This window comes from Chitinophagales bacterium (assembly GCA_041392475.1).
Classification (GTDB): domain Bacteria; phylum Bacteroidota; class Bacteroidia; order Chitinophagales; family UBA2359; genus JAUHXA01.
Genome location: JAWKLZ010000001.1, coordinates 3,391,482 through 3,412,390, shown reverse-complemented (window position 1 = coordinate 3,412,390; position 20,909 = coordinate 3,391,482). Strand labels below are relative to the sequence as shown.

The 20,909-nt window shown below is 37.3% G+C and carries 15 protein-coding genes; 9 read left to right on the top strand and 6 right to left on the bottom strand.

The annotated features are described in order from the left end of the window. Positions 1 to 172: 172 nt before the first annotated feature. Together R3E32_12775 and R3E32_12770 are read right to left on the bottom strand one after the other, a co-directional pair. A complete protein-coding gene (locus tag R3E32_12775) occupies positions 173 to 1,894 on the bottom strand; it encodes a SusC/RagA family TonB-linked outer membrane protein (protein ID MEZ4885599.1) in 1,722 nt (573 codons plus the stop codon). A 171-nt stretch (positions 1,895 to 2,065) separates the two neighbouring features. After that, on the bottom strand, positions 2,066 to 3,415 hold the full coding sequence (locus R3E32_12770) for a SusC/RagA family TonB-linked outer membrane protein (protein ID MEZ4885598.1): 1,350 nt from the start codon (positions 3,413 to 3,415) through the stop codon (positions 2,066 to 2,068). 532 nt (positions 3,416 to 3,947) lie between these two features. Here R3E32_12770 and R3E32_12765 point away from each other — a divergent pair. From R3E32_12765 to R3E32_12745, 5 genes are all read left to right on the top strand, one after another. Next, entirely contained in the window at positions 3,948 to 5,708 is a 1,761-nt protein-coding gene (locus R3E32_12765) for a DUF6377 domain-containing protein (GenBank protein MEZ4885597.1), read from the top strand. Positions 5,709 to 5,970: 262 nt separating this feature from the next. Continuing rightward, positions 5,971 to 6,354, top strand: coding sequence for a PadR family transcriptional regulator (locus R3E32_12760; GenBank protein ID MEZ4885596.1), 384 nt, complete (start codon positions 5,971 to 5,973; stop codon positions 6,352 to 6,354). Next, positions 6,338 to 8,800: a DUF2807 domain-containing protein gene (locus R3E32_12755; GenBank protein MEZ4885595.1), complete on the top strand. Its 2,463-nt coding sequence runs from the start codon at positions 6,338 to 6,340 to the stop codon at positions 8,798 to 8,800. Before R3E32_12760 ends, R3E32_12755 begins: the two co-directional genes overlap by 17 nt. Before the next feature lie 411 nt (positions 8,801 to 9,211). Continuing rightward, positions 9,212 to 10,738, top strand: a complete 1,527-nt coding sequence (locus R3E32_12750; protein ID MEZ4885594.1) for a serine protease — start codon at positions 9,212 to 9,214, stop codon at positions 10,736 to 10,738. 298 nt (positions 10,739 to 11,036) lie between these two features. Beyond that, positions 11,037 to 11,966 carry a hypothetical protein gene (locus tag R3E32_12745; protein ID MEZ4885593.1) on the top strand — a complete coding sequence of 310 codons (930 nt, stop codon included), beginning with the start codon at positions 11,037 to 11,039 and terminating at the stop codon, positions 11,964 to 11,966. A gap of 65 nt (positions 11,967 to 12,031) precedes the next feature. Here R3E32_12745 and R3E32_12740 read toward each other — a convergent pair whose 3' ends face one another. Next, the gene (locus tag R3E32_12740) at positions 12,032 to 12,835 is read right to left on the bottom strand and encodes a hypothetical protein (protein ID MEZ4885592.1); all 804 of its coding nucleotides are present in this window, start codon (positions 12,833 to 12,835) and stop codon (positions 12,032 to 12,034) included. A gap of 35 nt (positions 12,836 to 12,870) precedes the next feature. Then, on the bottom strand, positions 12,871 to 13,476 hold the full coding sequence (locus tag R3E32_12735; GenBank protein ID MEZ4885591.1) for a sigma-70 family RNA polymerase sigma factor: 606 nt from the start codon (positions 13,474 to 13,476) through the stop codon (positions 12,871 to 12,873). A gap of 722 nt (positions 13,477 to 14,198) precedes the next feature. Here R3E32_12735 and R3E32_12730 point away from each other — a divergent pair. The 4 genes from R3E32_12730 to R3E32_12715 all read left to right on the top strand — a co-directional run bounded on the left by R3E32_12730 (position 14,199) and on the right by R3E32_12715 (position 19,932). Next, positions 14,199 to 15,050: a hypothetical protein gene (locus R3E32_12730; GenBank protein MEZ4885590.1), complete on the top strand. Its 852-nt coding sequence runs from the start codon at positions 14,199 to 14,201 to the stop codon at positions 15,048 to 15,050. 61 nt (positions 15,051 to 15,111) lie between these two features. Next, positions 15,112 to 16,353, top strand: coding sequence for a hypothetical protein (locus R3E32_12725; GenBank protein MEZ4885589.1), 1,242 nt, complete (start codon positions 15,112 to 15,114; stop codon positions 16,351 to 16,353). A 44-nt stretch (positions 16,354 to 16,397) separates the two neighbouring features. After that, a complete protein-coding gene (locus tag R3E32_12720; GenBank protein MEZ4885588.1) occupies positions 16,398 to 16,964 on the top strand; it encodes a hypothetical protein in 567 nt (188 codons plus the stop codon). Positions 16,965 to 17,040: 76 nt separating this feature from the next. Next, positions 17,041 to 19,932, top strand: a complete 2,892-nt coding sequence (locus R3E32_12715; protein ID MEZ4885587.1) for a CHAT domain-containing protein — start codon at positions 17,041 to 17,043, stop codon at positions 19,930 to 19,932. 33 nt (positions 19,933 to 19,965) lie between these two features. On the opposite strand, the gene R3E32_12710 is transcribed toward R3E32_12715, so the two are convergent. Both R3E32_12710 and R3E32_12705 read right to left on the bottom strand, forming a co-directional pair. Continuing rightward, positions 19,966 to 20,550, bottom strand: a complete 585-nt coding sequence (locus R3E32_12710; GenBank protein ID MEZ4885586.1) for a GrpB family protein — start codon at positions 20,548 to 20,550, stop codon at positions 19,966 to 19,968. Next, positions 20,547 to 20,897 (bottom strand): TfoX/Sxy family protein, encoded by a 351-nt coding sequence (locus R3E32_12705; GenBank protein MEZ4885585.1) that lies wholly within the window; start codon positions 20,895 to 20,897, stop codon positions 20,547 to 20,549. The genes R3E32_12710 and R3E32_12705 overlap by 4 nt, the downstream gene beginning before the upstream one ends. Positions 20,898 to 20,909: the final 12 nt, after the last annotated feature.

The window sequence follows — 20,909 nt, the reverse complement described above, 5'->3', positions numbered from 1 at the left end:
TTTTATATATTGTTTATTTTCTTTAGGAAATACTATCTACAAAATAACAAAATTGACGGTGATTTGTAAATAGTTGTTGTGTCATAGCCCTTACGAAAAGTTAATTTTGAAGGGATAAGACCTATATATACCTCATAGGTTTTTAAAACCTATGAGGTATATTAAAATAGACTTACAATCCTAAGTTCAAACCAAAAATAAAGGTTCTGGCTCTTGGATAAGGATTGTTGTCAATACCTGGATCTGAAATACCTCCTGAACTAACTTCTGGGTCTGTACCTGTGTATTCGGTTAGCGTAAACAAGTTTTGACCAGTCGCATAGAGTCTCAAGTTGATGCCATTTGGCAAGTTAGGAATAGTGTATCCCAATGTCAAGTTTTCCATGCGAAGGAAAGAAGCGTCTTGAATATAGTAGTCTGAGAAATATTGTGGTCTATTGAAGTTGGTAACTAAGACCGATTCATGGACATTGTTTACGATATCATTGCCTAGTTCATTAATTCTGTCAAGATATCCTCTATTTGACGCATTGTTGTTGTAAACAAAGTTTCCAACATTGGCACGTAGCGTAAAACCTAAGTCTATGCCTTTGTAATTAACGCTGGAAGTTAAACCAAAAATCCAATCAGGAGCAGGTTTTTCATAAATGCGTTTGTCCAAATCGTTTACCATACCGTCGTTGTTCAAATCTTCGTAGATGTCAGCATTGTTGGCAATTCCGTCTTCGTTGTGGTCCACACCGTCTCTAAGAGGGTTACCACTTGCGTCCAGTTTGTGTTGGAATACATAGAACGAACGAACAGGTGAGCCTACTTGGTTGATTTGGATATTGTTACCCACACCACCAGAAATATTACCTGTCAAAAGACCTTGACCATCCACACGGTCAATCGCCAATACTTCATTGGAATTTCTTGCAGCATTCACGCCTACGTTCCAAGACAAATCAGCTGTATTGATGACATAAGCATCCAAAGCCACTTCAATTCCTCTGTTTTCGACTTTACCGATGTTGGTCAATACTCGGTCAGTAAGGTTGGTACCTGCGGGTACAGTTACAGTGAATAGTAAGTCGTCTGTTGTTTTTTTGTAGTATTCAATTGAACCACTGATTCGACCATTCGCAACTCCAAAATCTACACCTACATTGAGGGTTGTAGTTTCTTCCCATTTCAAACCAGGATCGTAACCGTCAGGTCGAGCAGTAGAGATAAAATCATCTCCAAATTGATAGGTCGCATCTGACTGACTCAAGCGGTATTTGGCCAAGTATGCAAAGTTTGGAATTTCTTGATTACCAATTGTTCCATATCCTACTCTCAATTTCAAATCAGAAAAAGTATTGGCCAATCCTGATGCAAAATCTTCCTGCATAATGCGCCAAGCGAAGGCATAAGAAGGGAAATTACCCCATCTGTTGTCTGGTCCAAATCGGGTAGAACCGTCTCGGCGGAAGTTTACGGTGAACAAGTAACGATCCATAACCGTGTAGTTCAAGCGTCCGAAGAAAGAAATCAATTTGTTCTCTAAGTTGGTGTCACCCACATCCAAAAATCGGGTAGCTGCTCTCGCATTCTTGATGCCAAAGACATCAGTGGTCAAATCTACACCTCTAAAGAAAGCATACTCCTCAGCCCATTCTTGGTAAGAGTATCCTCCTGTCAAATCAATGGTGTGATTATCTCCCAAATTGGTTTTGTAGTTGAGGTAAGTTTCCAATAAACCACTGGTTCGAGTGGCATTTTCAGAACGGAACTCTCCATCTATATCTGAAACACTTTGGTTTACATAAGTCGTAGGTTGGAATTTTTTTCTTTCAATATTTGCGATGTCGTAAGCCAAATTTAATTTGGCACTCAGGCCGTTGATTAAATCGTCAAATTTATAGTTCAATAGACTTGTTCGGCTCGATAATCAGTGAATAATAAATTATTGAAAATATTTAATGATTTATTATTTTATGCTTAAAACACTCATAAACAAATGTTTTGAAAAAGAGTCCTATATTTTGATTATAACAAATGTTTTTCAAGAGGAAAATAATTGCACACAACAAATCACTTTTCACATAACTCTATCATAATCAAATCCGTACAAGTCTAATGCCAAACTACCAATATTTCTGAAAGTTTTACCAGAAGTTTTCACCTGCTCGATTCCAGATATAGGATTTCTTGGCGCATTGATGTTGCCATACTCAAAATATCCACCAAATTCAGTATTTGTTGGATCTAAAACAGGTTGAGTGGGATCAAAACTCAAAGCACTTCCCACTACTCCAACATCGTATAGATCTTTGGTAAAAGAACCCTTCAAACTGGTATTTACATCCAATTTATTGTTGAACAATGATTGGTTAATGTTGGCAGAATAACTGGTTCTTTGTGTTTCAGAACCTCTCACGATTCCTTCAATATTTTGATAACTTCCTGATAAGCGGTAACCCAGATTTTCTGCTCCTCCTGTGAAACTCAAAGAATGATTTTGTCCTTTGCCATCTTGAAGCGTTTGACTATACCAATCAGTATTGCTGCTTCCAAGAGCTTCAAGTGCTTGTGGTTTGGCAAATGTTACTACATTGCGAAATTCATCAGCAGTGAGCATACCTGTTTTGTCATTCGATAATTTAGAAGTGCTAACATAAGCGTGGTAATCTACTTTACCTTTCTGACCTGCTTTGCCTTTTTTGGTCGTAATCATGATGACACCATTTGCCCCTCTCGAACCATAAATGGCAGCAGCAGAAGCGTCTTTCAACACGGTGAAGGTTTCGATATCGTCTGGATTCAAGAAGTTCAAGGGGTTTCTACCTTTAGCAAAACCTCCTGGATCGTGTGCTTTGTTGTCTATCGGAATACCATCAATCACAATCAAAGGTTCATTGCCTGCATTGATAGAAGTACCTCCTCTAATTCGAATTGCTGTCTGTCCACCAGGTTCTCCATTGTTGCCAATAATCTGAACACCAGCAATCTTACCTGTCAATAATTGTTCGGGCGAAACAATGGCTCCCGAATTGAAGTCTTCGCTCGAAACCGTGCTAACGACACCTGTTACGTCTTCTTTCTTAACAGAACCATAACCCACGACCACGACTTCTGCCAGATCTTTACCAGGCCTTAAGGTAATGTCAATAGAATTTTTTCCTTCAATGTCAATGATTTGAGATTGGTAGCCAATGAAAGAAAACTGTAATTGGCTTGTACCTTCTGGTACAGTGAGTGAATACTGTCCGTCAAGATCTGTAATCGTACCTGTGGTGGTAGTAGGTATCACAATGTTGGCACCAATTAAGGGTTCATTGGTATCGCCGTCCGTTACCGTGCCACTGATGGTACTTTGTGCATAGGCAAACTGGCCAAAAACCAGCAATATCAGCACTAGTAATAAGTTTGTAAGTAATTTAAGCTTCATAATTTCTACTCTGTATTTAGTAAAGTTTATAAAAATGTTTATTTTATTTGTTTGCTATGCATTGCGTATGCTACTGCAACCGAGGTTGGGCATAGGCACTCATTTTTTTGACAACTAGAATTTATATGGTCGTTTTAGGTAGGAGTTTAGAGCAACCAAAAAATGGAAAATAGACGCTTTATTCCAAGAATGAAAAAAATGGATAAGGGTTGTATCGCTACCTAACAAAGTTATCAATAAAAAATTAACTTTTCAGATGCAAGTTGCTAGTCTGCAAATTTAACAAGCATTGAAGCGAAATGAAACTTTATTAAAAGTAGGGTAGAAAAAAGTGGATGTTTATTTGTTAGAAAAATAGTTATGCTACTGATTTATAGCTCACTAAAGGATTAGTGGGATAAATATAAAAGTGGATGCGCAAAAAGTGAAAAGGAGAGATTTTAGTAGCGTTATTTCATAAAATTCACTATTTTGGCTTAAAACTGAAATAAATGCCGTTTGATAAATACGGTAAGATACAAATGAGTCGATTATGCTAAAAAAGCTTACCATATTGTGTGTATTTCTTTACTTCAATAACCTCTATCTTTGGAGTCAAACCAACATTGATTCACTACTGATTAAACTCGACCAAACCATTCAACAACGAGATACTTATATTGCAGCCAAACAACTACGAATCAATGGGCTGAAAAAACAACTGGAAAACCCGCAGAATTCATCTATCGAAATCTACCAATTGAATGACGAGTTGTATGAAGAATACAAAAAATACAACTTCGATTCTGCCTTGCATTATATCTATGCCAATCTGAATTTAGCCCCTTCCTTCAATGGTGTAGAACGGATGATTGAAGCAAAGTTAGATTTGTCCGCTATCCTTACCACAACAGGGATGCCACATGAATCTATTGAAACTATGCAAACGATTCAGAAAAATCAATTAAAAGAGGATTGGTTATACTATTATTATTACACATATAAACAAGCCTATCAAAAACTGTATGAATATACACTGAATGAAAAATATGCTCCTGATTATCATACCAAAACAAAACTTTACCAAGATTCGCTGCTGCAATCCGTTCCATTCGATTCGGATTCTTACTTATTGGAGGCAGGTTTCTTGGCATTTGAAGAGGGCAGGCTTCAAGAAGCAGAGCGGATATACGTGGATTTGTGTGAACACCGATTGACCTTTGGAACAGCTTTTTATGCGAGGGCTGCGGGTACGTTGGCAAGTATTTATGAGCGCAAAGGTGAATCCTCTTTTCAAAAGAAATACTTAATTTTATCTGCCATCTCGGATATACAAGCAGTTGTGAAAGAAAACGCCTCCTTGACCAGTCTCGCCATTTTGTTGTACCAAGAAGGGCAAATCAATCGTGCCAACAAATACATAGAATATGCCTTAGAGGATGCCAATTTTTACAATGCTCGACTGCGTAAAATTGAAATATCGAAGGTCTATCCCATTATCAAAAATGCATATGAACTGCAAATTAAAAAGCAAAAGAATGAATTGAGTTTTGCGCTTGCTGTCATTACTGCCATTTCTATCTTACTCATTATTGCTTTGGCATACATTTATCTGCAAATGAGAAAACTGGCCTATGCACGTAAAAACCTGTATTCACTCAACCAAGAACTCGAACAAGCAAATGGGCAATTGAGTGAGCTGAATCATGCGCTGCAATTGACCAATCACCAATTGAATGAATCCAATCAACAACTCAACGAATCGAATAGGCGATCCAATGAACTGAACCAAGAATTGCAGCAATCGAATGTTCGCCTAAATGAAGTCAATAATCAGCTCCAAGAAGCCAATTATATCAAGGAAGAATACATTGGGCATTTTTTGAATCAATGTGCTGCCTATATTGACAAGTTGGAAAATTACCGCAAAATAGTTCGCAACAAGATGCTGACCAAACAATACAGCGATTTGGTGAAACTGACTGAACCAAATGCATTTATAAAGTCAGAATTGAGGGATTTTTACACCAATTTTGACAATGCTTTTCTGCGTTTGTATCCAGATTTTGTGGAAAAGTTCAATGCGCTTTTGGAAGAAGATAAAAAGATTCCACTTAAAAAAGGAGAACTACTCAACACAGAATTGCGGATATTTGCACTAATTCGCTTGGGAATCAGTGACAGCAATAAGATTGCAAACTTTCTGCGTTATTCAGTCAATACGATTTACAACTACCGAGCAAAAATCAAAAACAAATCGGCTGTGGAACGAGAACGCTTTGAAGAGTATGTGATGGAGATTGGGGCTTTGTGATTTTGTTTTGGGGTTTTGTAGAGTTGAATAAATAATTTTGCTTGCCATTCAAAAATTGAAGATTGAAGGGGAACTTTTGGAGTGGCAATAGATGTTAGTAGGCTAAAGCAGCTACTATAATGCCACATAGTACCTTAAAAAAAGTTAATTTTTTGAAAAAAGATGCTTTTCCGTGGAACTTTTTGAATGAACTATTGGTTCTACAAAATAAATACAGTACCTTGTATTGCATAGTACCTTGAAATCATTATAAACAAATGACATGAATCAAAAAATCATAGAAAAACTGGATCATGCAAAGGCACAAATGCGAAGGGGAATCCTGGAGTTTTGTATTTTATCCTTATTGAGCGAGAAAGAAATGTACGCAAAAACGATCATTGACGCATTGGAAGAAAATGATATGATTGTTGTACATGGTACACTGTATCCGCTTCTTACTCGTTTAAAAAAGATAGGTTTGATTACTTATCGTTGGGTAGAATCTGGCGAAGGTCCTCCGCGCAAATATTATAGCCTAACCCAAGATGGCACAGCCTTTAAAAATGAACTAAAGATTACTTGGAATCAGCTGGTTAGCACCGTTCATTCAACAACAACAATCATAACTACTCAAAATATTCCAAATCATGAACAAAACAGTTAGCATCAATTTAGGCGGTATATTTTTCCACATAGAAGAAGATGCTTTCACCAGATTGGAAGGCTATCTTAACTCTATTAACCGACATTTCTCCAATGAGGAAGGAGCAGACGAAATTCTCGAAGACATTGAAGCCCGTGTTGCGGAGATGTTTCAAGAGGCACTCTCGACAAGTAGGCGGCAGGTAATATTGCCTTCTGATGTAGCACACGTTATCAACATTATGGGCTTACCAGATCAGTTTGATGAGCCAGAGGCGGGTCATGCACAGGCACATGTCTATGAAACTGCGGGTGTCGATGGCGATGGTAGCAATTCGACAACAGATGTGCCAAAGGGCGAACGGGCAAATAACCGCAAAAAAAGTCGCCGCTTGTACCGAAATCCTGATGAAGCCTTTATGGGGGGTGTGTGTGCAGGTTTGAGCGATTATTTTGGCATTGAAGATCCGATATGGATTCGCATTGCATTTGCTGTTTCTTTCTTTACAGGTGGTTGGGGTGTTTTACCTTACATTCTGTTGTGGGCGATAGTGCCAGAAGCCAAAACGCCTGCTCAAAAACTTGCTATGCGTGGCGAACCCATCAATGTTTCTAATATCGAAAAGACGGTGAAAGAGGGATTGGACAATCTCAAAAACACGCTCGAAGATTTTAGCAAAAGCGAGAACGGACAAAAAACGAAGTTTTTTTTTAAACAGGCGACAAAAGAAGTAAAAACAGCCGCCCCAAAGGTGTTTAAAGCGGGCGGCTCTGTATTGAAGGCATTTCTGATTTTTCTCGGTGTCATCATGCTCATTTCTTTGGGTACTGCGCTGATAGCTATTATTGGTAGCCTATTCGCCTTTTCTAAGTTTTTTGTCACATTTGTATTTTCTTCTTCTCTACCGCTAACCCTCGTATCTATTAGTACGGCCTTTTTAATCGGTATTCCCATACTTTTTATCAGCTATGCAGTTTTGCGTCGTTCCTTCAATGTGCGTTTGCAGTCAGCAAGTTGGGCAAGAGGATTGGGGTTTTTGTGGGTGTTGAGTTTGGTGAGTCTAATTGCAGTTGGCGGTACTACTTACGACAACAATTTTTCTTCTCGAAGTCAAATAGTTATTCCTGCTGAACCTTTGGATGTTCATGCTCAAGTTTTACATTTGAATGTATTGGAAGATGGCTATTATACCAACTTGAAAAATGAGGAAAATGCTCATGGACATCAACACGGGGGAACACCTTTGGAGCTTGATTTGCCGGATATGCGTTTTGGAGATGTGATTTTCGACAGTGGTTCAGGAGCTATTTATGTAGAAAAAGTCCAACTCGATGTTGAAAAGAGTGAAACAGATAATTTTGAAATTGTCAAAAAAGTTTCTGCAAGAGGAGGAAGCACTTCAACAGCACAAAAAATTGCAGAGAACATTGTCCATCAAACAGAGTTGGATGGCGAAACACTGTATGTCAGTCCTTACTACAAAATTGATAAATCCGATAAATGGCGTTTTCAAAGGTATCACATCACCCTAAAAGTACCTGTTGGCAAAGCGGTTTACTTCGATGAATCCATGTATGGAGATAGGTATGAGGTGATTTACGATGTGAAAAATGTAACTGATACCTATGATGGTGATATGGTCGGCAAAACATGGCTAATGACCGAAGAAGGGTTGAAGGAGTGGAAAGCGGACAGCATAGACGATTACGAATTTGAAGCAGATGAAACACAAGAAAATACTGCAATGAATTATCCAAGTGTATCGGCTAAATCGTTAGGTGATGATGCTTTTTTGATTCCAAATATTTCAGCAAGTGACCATACCAAAACCTATGATTTTGCTGATTTTACTGAATTGGACATTTCTGGTAGCTTCAATGTGTATGTACAGCAAGGCGAAAATTTTGAGGTTACTTTGGTGAGCCATGAAAGCGACGAAAATTTGGAAAAAGTAAACATAGATAAAGGTGGAAAAACCCTAGAGGTGTCTATGAATAGCAAATGGTCGTTTTTCTCCAAGTCGCATAATAACGGCAAATTAGACCTACACTTGACAATGCCTAACCTGTCTGAATTAGAATTGACTGGCACAAGTCACGCCATAGTTAAAGATTTCAGTGCAGAAACGCTTTCCTTCGATATTTCGGGCGCAAGTGACTGCAATGCTTCGGTAAATTCGGAGAAATTGGTGGTCGATATGTCTGGCGCAAGTAGTTTGAATTTGGTGGGTAGTAGCCAAAAAATGTTTTTGGAGCTTTCTGGTGCATCTACCATGAATGCCTACGATTTTGAAGCAACGGATGTGGAGGCAGAATTGTCGGGCGCAAGCAATGCACATCTAAGAGTAGAGAATAGTTTGGATGCAGACTTATCGGGTGCAAGCCAAATGCTGTATGTAGGTTCACCTAGCGAAGTTCGCAGCGAAACCAATGGTGCAGCACACCTTACAAAGGTAAATATTGAATAGTTGAGTAATTATTTTTGTTCATGTTTGGAACAACAAAGCCTTGGCCGATAGGATGCTATCAGTCAAGGCTTTGTTGGTTTTATGAGGCATCCTATTGTCTTAAAAATGAGTCTGTTCATATCTTATGTTTTTTTGTAACCCAATTTTAGTTTTGATTATCAATCATTTATGTAACGAAATGTCAATCAAGAATAAGAAAGGAATGAGCAAGTTTTTGTAATACTAATGTAATTTTTTGTGTAAGATTTTTTTGGAGTAAAGTATTGACTTTCAGTGTAAAACGTCTAATATTGGCATTTCTCATATGGCTTTGGGTGAATATTCCAAAGAATTTTGGTAAGTTTTTTGTCTTTAATATTACCAACAGAATTAACCCCACCTTTTATTTTTGGACTCTAAAAGCCCCAGCTCATGAAAAATGTTTACTTTTTACTTTTCTGTTTAATCCACACTTTATTCATCAATGCCCAAGAAATTAAGGTAGAGAATTCTAATCCTAATTTAGCTATCCATGATTTTTTGAGTGGCGTAAATGTTGCCATCTTAGAACTTTCGGATGAGCTTCAGCAAAAAGTAGATGAAGGTAATAATGCCATTGTAGCCCAGTTGGTGTATTATATTCAACAATTGGGTATCAAGAGTGTGGCAATTACTTCTTCTCAAAGAGAGCAGGTATTCAACTCCGTAGCCTCTTTCTGCGATATTGTACGGGTAAAAGTTGAAATGCAACCTACCGAACAATCCTTTACCAATCATTCTCTTCGTTTCACTTCTTGCTTGGGAGATACTTTCACATTCCATGCGCCTGCTGCAATAGTTTCTAAAGGAAGTACAAGCCTACAAGAATTTTATAGTCTATGGACTAAAATGTACAGTCAACCTGTCACGTATCAAGAATACCAGAGCTTGAGATTGCCAAAAGCAAGCATGACTCCTTACAATGAGGCTGGTTTGGGACACCGATTTGAAAACACAACCGACCCAGTAGAAGGGAAATACGAAAAAAAGTTGGGCAAACATGCCAATAAAAGTGCATATAGGATTGGTGTAGTCAAAAATAAGATGGGTAGTTATGATGTAGTCTATCTAAGTGGTGCTACGAACTACAAAGATTGGGAAGAGGGTGAACTAATGGGACAAATAAATCCTAAGGGCGAGAATGCTTATCATACGGCAAGCTGGAGATTACCCCATAAAGTAATCAATACCAATGCGTTTGTGAGTATAGACAAAAACAAGATGTTGATTTTGAGCTTTAAGGACAATAACAATACTTACGAATATTTTAGAGTACGAAGCAATGAAGTCCGCACAAGTGATTTGATATCTGCTTCTGGTACTGCCTTTGCCGTATCACGTTCGGGATACTTGCTTACTAGCCATCACCTCATCAAAGAATCAACAAGAGTAGAGGCGGAGCTAAATGGCAATGTTTACAATGCTGTTGTGGTCAAGGAGGATGCTGCAAATGATTTAGCGATTATTAAAATTGAAGATCCGTATTTTCACGGATTGGAAGAAATTCCTTATTTTTTGAAAACAGAAACATCAGAAGTAGGAGAATTTGTCTTTACATTGGGATATCCCCTAAGCAGTACGATGGGGAAGGAAGTTAAATTAGCGGATGGCATTATCAGCTCGTTGAGTGGCTATAAAGGCAATTTGGCAACCTATCAAATAGGAATGTCTATCTACGGTGGCAACAGTGGTGGACCTTTATTTGACAAAGATGGCGCATTGATTGGTATTATCAAAGCACGTCACAACGATACTGAAAGTGCTTCTTATGCTATCAAGGTACGCAATGCCATGAATTTGATCGACATATTGGGAACACAATCCAACTTATCCAAGACAAATCGGTTGGCGAGCTTGCCGCTTACTGAACAAGCCAAAATTATTAAAAAGTTTGTTTTTCAAGTAAATGTGTATAAATAAGAAAAGGTATCTTTCTGTTTTTCTTTTCTTTGTGTGAAAGGCCTTGGTTAGCAGTCTGCTAATCAAGGCTTTTTTGTTTTGCAAATGGGATGAACTTTTCAAAATTGGAGAAAACGGAATAGTAGCTGTTCCGTTAACAAGGAAAGGTAGTATAGGAAATTCACCCGATTTTCGTTGGGCAAAGATTTAGATTTATTGAAGACCTTAGTGGAATGAGACTTTTGGAGTTTATTCTTGAAGACGTGAATTATTTGAAAATCAGTATACTACCAACAACTAACCCAACAAAAAAGGTAAGATGAAAAAATATGTTTCAATCATTCTGACACTACTAATTGTAACATTTTCTTGTAAAGAGAAAATGGAAAGCAAGAAAAACAATGTGGTCTCAGCAGAAGATTTGAAGGGAACTGTACAAAAATTGAATCAATCATTGATTGAAGCTGCGAAAGACAAAGATTTTAGTAAAATTATTGATTTATATATGGATGAAGCCATTGTATTGGCCGAATACAATCCTCTAATTGATGGGAAAAAACAGATAGAAAATTACTATACAGAGGTTTTTAAAAAACAGAATATAGAAGCATATCAAAAAGAGACGGAAGAATTATTTGATTTTGGTGAAACGGTACTTGAAATTGGGAATTTTAAGAAAAAGTTTAGCGATAAAAAATACTATGAAGGCAAATATTTTAATGTTTGGAAGTACAAAAATGATGGAAATCTACTTCTGAAAGCAGAGGCTTTTGGCTATTATCACCCAATAGATACGCCTGCAAACTTAAGGGTACTTTCGATTGAAGAAGAATCACTTGGATTAATGCCAAGAAAGGGAAAGAAAATTCCTTTGGAATTGGATGCCTATGATGCCTTGAATGAAAATTGTGTAAGAGACAGAGATACCAAAAAGCTGATTGAAACATATACTGAGGATGCTACTTATTATCCTTTTGCAAATACAAAAAAAGATGGAATTGAAAACTTAAAGAAGCATTTTATAGATTATCATAAAAATCCTGTCAAAATAGATTCGATTCAAGTTTGGACTTACGATTATGAAAAGGTGAGCGATGGAATTATTCAATATTCGAAGTTCTATGTTCAGTGGACGGTTCCTGGTTTTACGGGTAACACTCAAGGAACGGGGCTAATTTTTTATAAAAGACGAGAGGACAATTCTTTAAAAATTCACAGACAGATTGGGTTGCATATATATAATGAATGAAAAACATGGCAACTGGTTAGTGATCAATTAATTTTGTCTTTCAAATAAATAAGCAAAATCTAAATTTATGGAGTCATGTCGTTTAGTTTTTGCAGCAATTCACCTGCCTTTTTAGCATAATCTCCTTCTGGTTCATTGGATATTTCCTTCAATATTTTTTTGCTTTCTAGCGTATTTCCATTTTTGTAGTAGGCCAATGCCAAAAACCAACTAGCTTTTTGGTGAAAATCGTTGTCCGTTTCTAAGACTTGTTGCAGGTGGGCAATGGCGGGTGAAAAATCAGTTTGATTGGGTAGATATAGATGAGACAATCCTAAGTAGAGGTGGTCGAGAAAAGTTGGGTTGGGGGTGTTGACAAGTTGGGTAAACAGGTGGATACTTTCTGCAAATTCTTTTGAATTGTAGTGTTTTTGTGCAACTGTCCTGAGGGAGTCAGTGGAGGATGTAGCTGTTCTGGAATCGGACGATATGGTGGCGGGTTCTGAAAGATACTGTGCAACCAGTGTTTCGGTGGAAGGAGTATGGGTATTGGTGACAAAGTACAAATATCCGATTGACAGTGAGATGAGTATCATCGCTGCTGCTAGATAAAGGTATTTTTTGGAGGCCAAAGGAACAATCTTGTTAGAAGCGTTTGTTTCTTGTGCTATTGAAATGGGTTCACCTATTTGCGCCCACCAAGTATTTATTTCCTGCTTCAATTTCACTTTTTCCGAGGCACGTAAGGCTGCAATGGCATCCAATTGTAAATTTAATTCTGTCGTAAATGTTTCATCTGTTTGTAATTGTTCTTCAAACAATTGTCTGTCTTCTGGGGTAAGTAGATTGTCTATATATTCTTCTACCCATTCTCTAGGTGTTCTTTCCATTTTTCCATTTTATTGAAGGTTAGTCAGGTGAATCGTCAGCTCGTTTGTTGTTGGTCTATGGCATTGAGCCATTTTAAATAACACCGTCGTTTGGCGGTTTTGGCAACATTGGCATTGCTTAGTCCTACCAATTCAGCAATTTTGGTCATACTAAGGTGCTGGACATAAAATAGTTTTATAATTTTCTGGCATTTTTGGTCGATTGATTTCAGTGCGGTCAGTATTTGCTTCAATCGTTGTTGTTTTTTTTCTTGCAGTTCTTCCTTCATTTCTTGGTCAATCAAATGGTCGAATGTTTCCTTATTAGCATTGCGTTCTTCATAAAAATACACCTGTAAGTCCGATTGGTTTTCCTTTTCTCTTTTTCGGTTGTGGTAATTTTTTCTCCACTGATTGACAGAGGTAGAGGCCAAGTAGCCCTTTACATTGGTCAGTTCAGTGATTTTGCCTTTCAATAGATTGTCTCTCAATATCAATAAGGCTTCCATAAAAACGTCTTTGGCATCAGTGGTATCACAATTTGTTTTTGACCTTACTTGCTTGACACAGTACATAGCGTGTGCTTCAAAAAACTGTTTAAGTGGTGAGTTATCACCATCTTGTAGTGCTTGAATGATTTTTTGGAGTTCGTCGTTGCTCATGCTTTCGTAGAGTTATACTTTTGAAGTCATAAAGGTAAACAATTGAAGGGAAATGAAATATAGGATATTGAAGCCAGTGAAAAAAAAATAATTTTATTTTATAAATTTGATTATCAGTGAATTGGAAAATAATTTTAAGCACTAATTCTTTTTTTATGTTTACCTTTTTAAAATAAAAAGTATAGAAGGTTGAAAGGCAATTATTCAACTATTTATTCACACATCATATGCGAACCAACCGACTCAAATTTAATAATAACCAAGATACAGTGTTTTTAAGTGACAATAGATTCGCCCAGAATCCACCATAATTGCTCTTCAAACCTAAAGCCACCTTAATACGGGGACATGTTCATACTTCTTCCCCAAAGTGCGAACTTAGTTCCCGTATTACATTTCACTTTAATCTAATTAACATACACACACATTTATTTTTCACACTAATCAATTGACCACCCAAATCACAGGTTTTTATTCTACGGGATTGTTTATCAATGCTTAATGATTGGTAAACAAATTCCGTAGAAAAGCCTGCTTGGGCAGTTATTTATAGTTTATTCATGTATTTGTTTTGTTTTTTATAAAGAACCTTGACTATTTAAAAAGAAAATGCTATATTTAATTGTTTTATAGCACATTCTAATAAAACTTTTTGAGAGAACCCTATTGCATAATTTTTTAGCCTAACCACTTATTTATTTAACCATAATATGCAATCTGTTATGAATTTAGTCCAGAAGATGTTTTTTGTTGGTGTTTTGTTGTGTGTTTTCTTAGTTGAAGGGTTTGGACAAGAAGATCCTACAAGAGGAGAATTATTATTTTATCCCATACCACCAGTAGGGAACTCCTCTAACTCTTTTGGAGTCCAGTTTCAACCTAAAGTGAAATATTTCTATGAAAGTAGTCCCCCACAAATAAAAGATTTTAGCGATGAAGTTGAGTTACTTTGGTTATTTAGCGATGGTAATTACATTACTGAAATGAGTAATAATAATCAATTTATGCGTAGTATTAATGATATTTATATATCTTTACATTCTAATGCTCGCTATAAACCTACTGACCCTATCAGATATAACATTTTACCTATTCATGATTCGGGTAGCGCACTTAGAGTTTTGGACAGTGGACATGACATCAATATTATTAAAAGCTGGGATCCCGTTAGTGATGACACAGATACGGAAGATTATGTTTACTATATAATTACAATAGAGAATGGAAATTTCCAATGCGAGGGTAGTCCAATAAATGGCATAGTAAGGATTGATTATCCACCAGAAGCAGTTACAATTACTAACGAAAATGTTATTATTCATGAAAGTGAATTTGAATTTCTTGAAATAGGAGAAAGATATATATCGTATATGTTTTATAATCTTAATTCTGAAAGACAAGAGCAACGAAATTTAGTAATTAAAGCATTAGTTAAAGATAATCTTCCACAGAATAATATGCCTTTCTTAGTAGAAGCAACTATGACGGCAGGTATTGGTATGAAACCCAATGAATTTAAACCAGAAGGTGAAAATAGTACTATTAATTGTTCTGATTGTAACGTTTTGCTGTGATAATAAAAAAGCCACTGAAAAAGCTTATGTTTAAAGTACGAACCAAACAAGTGCAAATTCAATGGCATCTCAAATTAACAAAAATTGTACGATTGTATTACCGATTTTGGAAAATAAATACGATTCATTTTTAAACGACCCAAAAATAGCTCGCCAAATAATTAGCGAAATATGGGCAACAAGCCCCGAGTTATTTCCTGCACAAATGACTAAAGGTTATGTGCTTAACGGCAAAACTCGGCCGTCGAAAAAAATGAATATCCAAATGCGAAAAATAAAAGTAGCGGGACAAAATTATCAAATACGCCCAAGTTTCATTCTGCCTTATTGCAGAGCGAAGACGTATATAGCTTCTAAAGGCTTGTTCTTAAAGCGGTTCGGTGTTCCTTTCTGGGCATTGGCATTTGCTTTTGGATACAATGCGATGTGGTGGTACCGCCTCTATAATTGTTTTAGTGATTATAGCATTGTAGGCACAACCATCCATGACCCAGAAAAATTACCTTCCGATATTTTAGCAGATGAACACCATGTAAAAATACAAGGTAAAAAAGCTTATGTGGCTACAACTGTGGGACAAAACTGTTTTTTAGGTATGGAAGTTTCTTCTGGCGCAGATGCGGATTCTTTGGAAGAAGCTTATGGTGTATTCAAACAAGAAGCAGAGGATGTGTCATCTGACTACCAACCTAATACAGTAAATACAGATGGGTGGACAGCTACACAGAACGCATGGCAAAAACTCTATCCAAATATTCAAGTCATTGAATGTTTCTTACACGCCTTTCTAAAAATTAGAGACAGAGCTACAAAAAAGATTCAAGACTATTTCAATACAGCAGCAGATAAGGTGTGGAAGGCTTATCGAACTACTTCAAAAAGACAATTCGCACAACATATAAGAAGGCTTCGGGAATGGACAGCTAAGAATGTGCCTTCCTGCCCCATGAAAGATAATATTCTTAAACTCTGTAAAAAGAAAAACAAGTGGTTAGCACATTTTGACTTTCCCAAAGCACACAAAACCTCCAACATGATAGATAGATCCATGAGGGCAATGAATAGACATGCCAACAACTCCCAAATGTTTCATGGAGATATACTTAGCACTACTCATAATTTCAGAGCTTTTGCCCTTCTTCATAATTTTTCACCCTCTTGTTTACAGGCTTGGGATGAATCAGCTGTCTTAATCAGTCCTGCGGCAAGACTCAACGGATTTGTCTATCATCATGACTGGTTACAGAATTTGTTAATCGCGGCTTCGTTAGGAGGATATCGAAATCACAGCAATCCGTTATAATCAGTAATTGTTTATATACAGACACTGATTATATTCGTAATGAAGTGAAAAAGCCCCCTAAAGATCCTAATTATAAAACAGTTTCACATGATATAGTTTATATTGACGAAGAAAGGCATGATTTAATTTATTATATTGATTTTCAGAATATTGAAGGGGATGATGTAAGTAATATTATTATTGAAGATTTTTTTGATTTTGAGTACTTAGAAAAAAATAATGTTAAAATTATTTCATCTTCACATCCGTGTGAAAAAAAATGGGTAGAAGATAAATTATTATTCATATTTGATGACATTAAACTCCCCTCTGCAAAAACTTTAGAAGGTAATTCTAATGTTGACGAGAGCAAAGGTTTTGTAACGTATAGTGCCTCTATAAAGGAACCATATATAGCTGAGACTATTATAAGTAACAAGGCAAATATTAAATTTTATCATCACCTTAAAGGAGATATACCAATTGAAGTTATTCCTACTAATAAAGTGACAACAAAGATAAAATATTATAAATGTATATATAGTGAAAAAATAATTAATAAAATTACTTTAATTTTATCCGTCATAATATTGTTATTAATTATTTGTATAATTAAATTAAGAATGACCTAATATTTTATTTTTTAATGTTTCGAAATTGATTTTCTCCAAATCCAAATTTTATAGGAATTTACTACTTGTATTGTTGATGTTCATTATTGACAATACGATAATTTATGCTGTTAATTTATCTGATAGCACTGCAAAAAAATATATAGCTAAGGCAGATTTTTTTTATGGACTACAAGACCCTCAATACGACTCTTGTTATTATCATGCTAAAAAAGCAAAACCATTTTTCCTTCAATCTTGTAATTGGGAAAAATGGTATGAATCCAATTGGCTTATTGTGCTTTCTCTTGCCAAACAACAAAAACTACTTCAAGCATTTGAAGAACTAAGGGAGGCACTGGATACATCCTTATCAGCCAATATGGACTCTCGTACCATTGGTAAACTCTATAACCTCTTTGGATACTTGTATTTCACAGACGGTCAGTTCGATAAAGCTTTTCATGCCTACTTACTTAGCCTCCAATGGATAGAAAAGAGTAGAGATTTAAAAGGAGTAGAATCTATATACAACAATATCGGTTGGATTTCAATAGTACGTGGTGAAAATGAACAGGCACTGAACTATCTAAAACAAGCACTTTCAATTTACCTAAAAAAGGAATCTCACTATATGTCAGGAGGGGTTTCATACAATATCGGAGCAGCTTTTACTGCAACGGGTAATCTCGATAGTGCATTGGTTTATTACAATAAGGCTTTGGACTTCTATGGTTATCAAGATGTCTTAAGTTATCTCCGTATTTCTGAAACCCAGTTAGCGAAACAAAATATTGATGAAGCGAAAAAATGGGCGTATAAAGCGATTGAAGTTGCCGAAGTAGAAGAAGACTCTTCTTCAATAGTTTTTGGATATTATCAAATAGGACAAACTTTTTCGGAGGAAGGCAGACTTCAACTTGCTATGAAAAATTATGAAGTTGCGAAAAAATACAGTTTGGAGGTATATGGCTTTCATCACCGAGAAACTGCCAAAATTTTAGTAAGTATAGGTGATTTATATCAAAAACAAGAAAAATCTCATTTGGCATATGAGCAGTATGAACAAGCCTTAGAAGCATTATTGCCGCCTAATTTTTGTTTAGTAGAAAACCAGCCATTCATTCACTTCTTCCAAACCAATGCGATACAGCCAGATACTTGGGTGACAATAGCATTAGAACGAATGGGGGACGCACTCACCGCACAAAAAAACTCTCAATCTGACCTAACTCAACTAAAAAAAATCCTCCATCACTACGAAGATGCCTTAGATATTCTCAGCAATATTAGAACCGCTTACATAGACCAATCCGATAAATTATTCTGGGGTAGTGATCTAAAAACTATATACGAAAAAGCCATCTACACCGCCCACCAACTAAGCCAAAACTCCCCCTCCCACACCTCCCAAGCATTCTCTCTCATCGAACGCAGCAAAGCCGCCGTTCTACTCGAATCCATACAAGAACAAGAAGCCCTGCAATTTACAGAGATTCCTGATTCCCTTTCACAGCACCTTGCAACTCTAAAAAATACAATTGCAAGTTTGGCGTACCAAAAAAGCCACAGCACTGGAAAAACCTATCAAAACCTTCAAGATTCTATTTTCAATACCAAACGAGCACTCGAACGCACACTGAAAAAAACGGCTGAGACATATCCCAACTACAAAGACTACCAACAAGACCTCGAACCCATTTTGTTAGCTGAAGTACAGCAAGATTTGGTTGCGCCCAATGCTTTATTGTTGGAGTTTTTTATGGGGGAAGAGAAAGGTTATGTGGCGAGTGTGAGGAAGGGGAGGAGTCGGATAATTGAAATAGCGGATATGGGCTTGGTGCAATTACATATTGAAGCTTTGCATCGTTCGCTGTCTGACAAAAAAGCGGTGGTGGAAACGCCTCAACAGGCATATCGACAGTTTGCAGAAAGTGCTTCTTGGCTGTATGAAAATTTATTGGCGGAGTCGCTGCAAGGGTTTGAAGGAGAAGAGTTGGTGGTGATTCCCGATGGGCTTTTGGGGTATGTGCCTTTTGAAGTTTTGCTGACCGCCATGCCCGATACGACCAAGCGACAGTACAAACAATTGCCTTATTTGCTGAAAAAATACCGAGTGAGTTATGCCTATTCTGCCACGCTTTTGAAGAAAAGCCAAGAGAAAAAACTGGCTTCAAAGGAGTTTTCAATCACCGCTTTTGCGCCTTTTGCAGTGGGAGAAAATGCTTTGGCGGAGCGAGGCATTGCAGATAGTATTTTGCAAAACCTACCTGCCTTGATCCACTCCAAATTTGAACTCGATGTGCTTTCCCAAATGTTTGAAGGGCATTTTTATTATGGATCTGATGCCAACGAAAGTGCTGTAAAACAGGCGTGTAGCAAGGCTTCCATTTTGCACTTTTCAACCCATACGCTGATTGACGATGCAGACCCGATGTACTCGGTCATGTTGTTTGCGAATACGGAGGAACAGGATAATGAAGGACGTTTGTATGCCTATGAGTTGTACAATAGGAAGATTGATGCAGAAATGGCTGTGTTGAGTGCTTGCGAAACGGGCTATGGGAAGCTGAGTCGGGGAGAGGGAATTTTGAGTTTGAGTCGGGCATTTGTCCATTCGGGTTGTCCAAGTACGGTCATGTCGCTTTGGCAAATAGACGATGCGGCAAGTGCAAAGGTGATGCTGCATTTTTACCAACACCTCCAAAATGGCTCGACCAAAGACGAGGCACTTCGACAAGCCAAAATTGATTATCTACAAGAAACAGAATCGGCGTATGCACATCCTTATTATTGGGCGGCATTAGTGAGCCAGGGCAATCAACGACCCTTGGATTTTGGGTGGACTTATACGGGGCTATTGGGTTGGAGTGTTTTAGGAGGATTGGTCTTAGTATGCTTCTCAGGGGGATTGTTTTTGAAGGTAAGCCAGTACAACAAAAATCAAATAAGTGGCGACTTAATTTTTACACAAAAAATTGATAATTAATAGTTTTGAAAACTAATAACCAGTCACTATTTTCTAATCACTTTTATTCCGATTCTGCTCTTCAATATCTTTGGCAACCCTCTCGCTAAATCCCTGTTTTTGAAGAATATCTACAATAAACGCCGTTTTCCCTTCAATGTAAGAATCAATGCCGTAGGGATACTTTGTAGCCAATTGTTTTTTCAGTTCACCATATTCGATGACCGATTCGGGATGTGTTCGCAGATAATCTCGGAGGAGGAGGTGATTTTGAAGACTTGGAATTCCTTTTTTGCAGACATACAGATGGTGGTCTTGCCACGTTTGGTTGAAATTGCAGAACGGAACGCTGTCGGATTGCCGCTTAAAAGCGTGTCTTCCTTCAATGCCCAAATCCCCTCGATGTATATAACCCATTTCTGCCAACTTACCAATCATCTGCTGTAATACTTCGCCTTCTTCTGCAATGATGATGTCCATGTCAATAATGGGCTTTGCCGCCAAACCTTCAACGGAAGTGCTGCCAACGTGTTCAATAGCAAGGAACAAACCTTTCATCGGTCTTGCGATGCAGGCTTTTAGAGCTTCAAATTGCAGCTTCCAATCGGGGTTGTATTCTTCAATGGTTATTTTTTTCATTTTTTAGTTTTTCGTTTGGAAGATTGCGCCAATGGATTGAAGTCCAAGCACAATTGTATCCAATATTCCAAATCTTCATCCATATCTGTTGCCTCATCTTCGAGAAATACGTAACCTTTCATACTTCTACCTGTGAAGGTCATCTCTTTGCAGCCTTCTTTGGCGAGGGCTTCTTCGTAGGCATCAGAGCCAATTCTTGCCATGAGTTCGTTTCTGACGATGCCGCACAACATTTTGTCGTCCACCATAAAACACAAGCCTCCCATCATTTTTTTGGTGATGTAGGTAATATCTTTGTCGTCTAAAATTTGTTTGATTCGGTCTGCAAAAAGTTCGCTGTATGCCATAGGTTTGTCTGG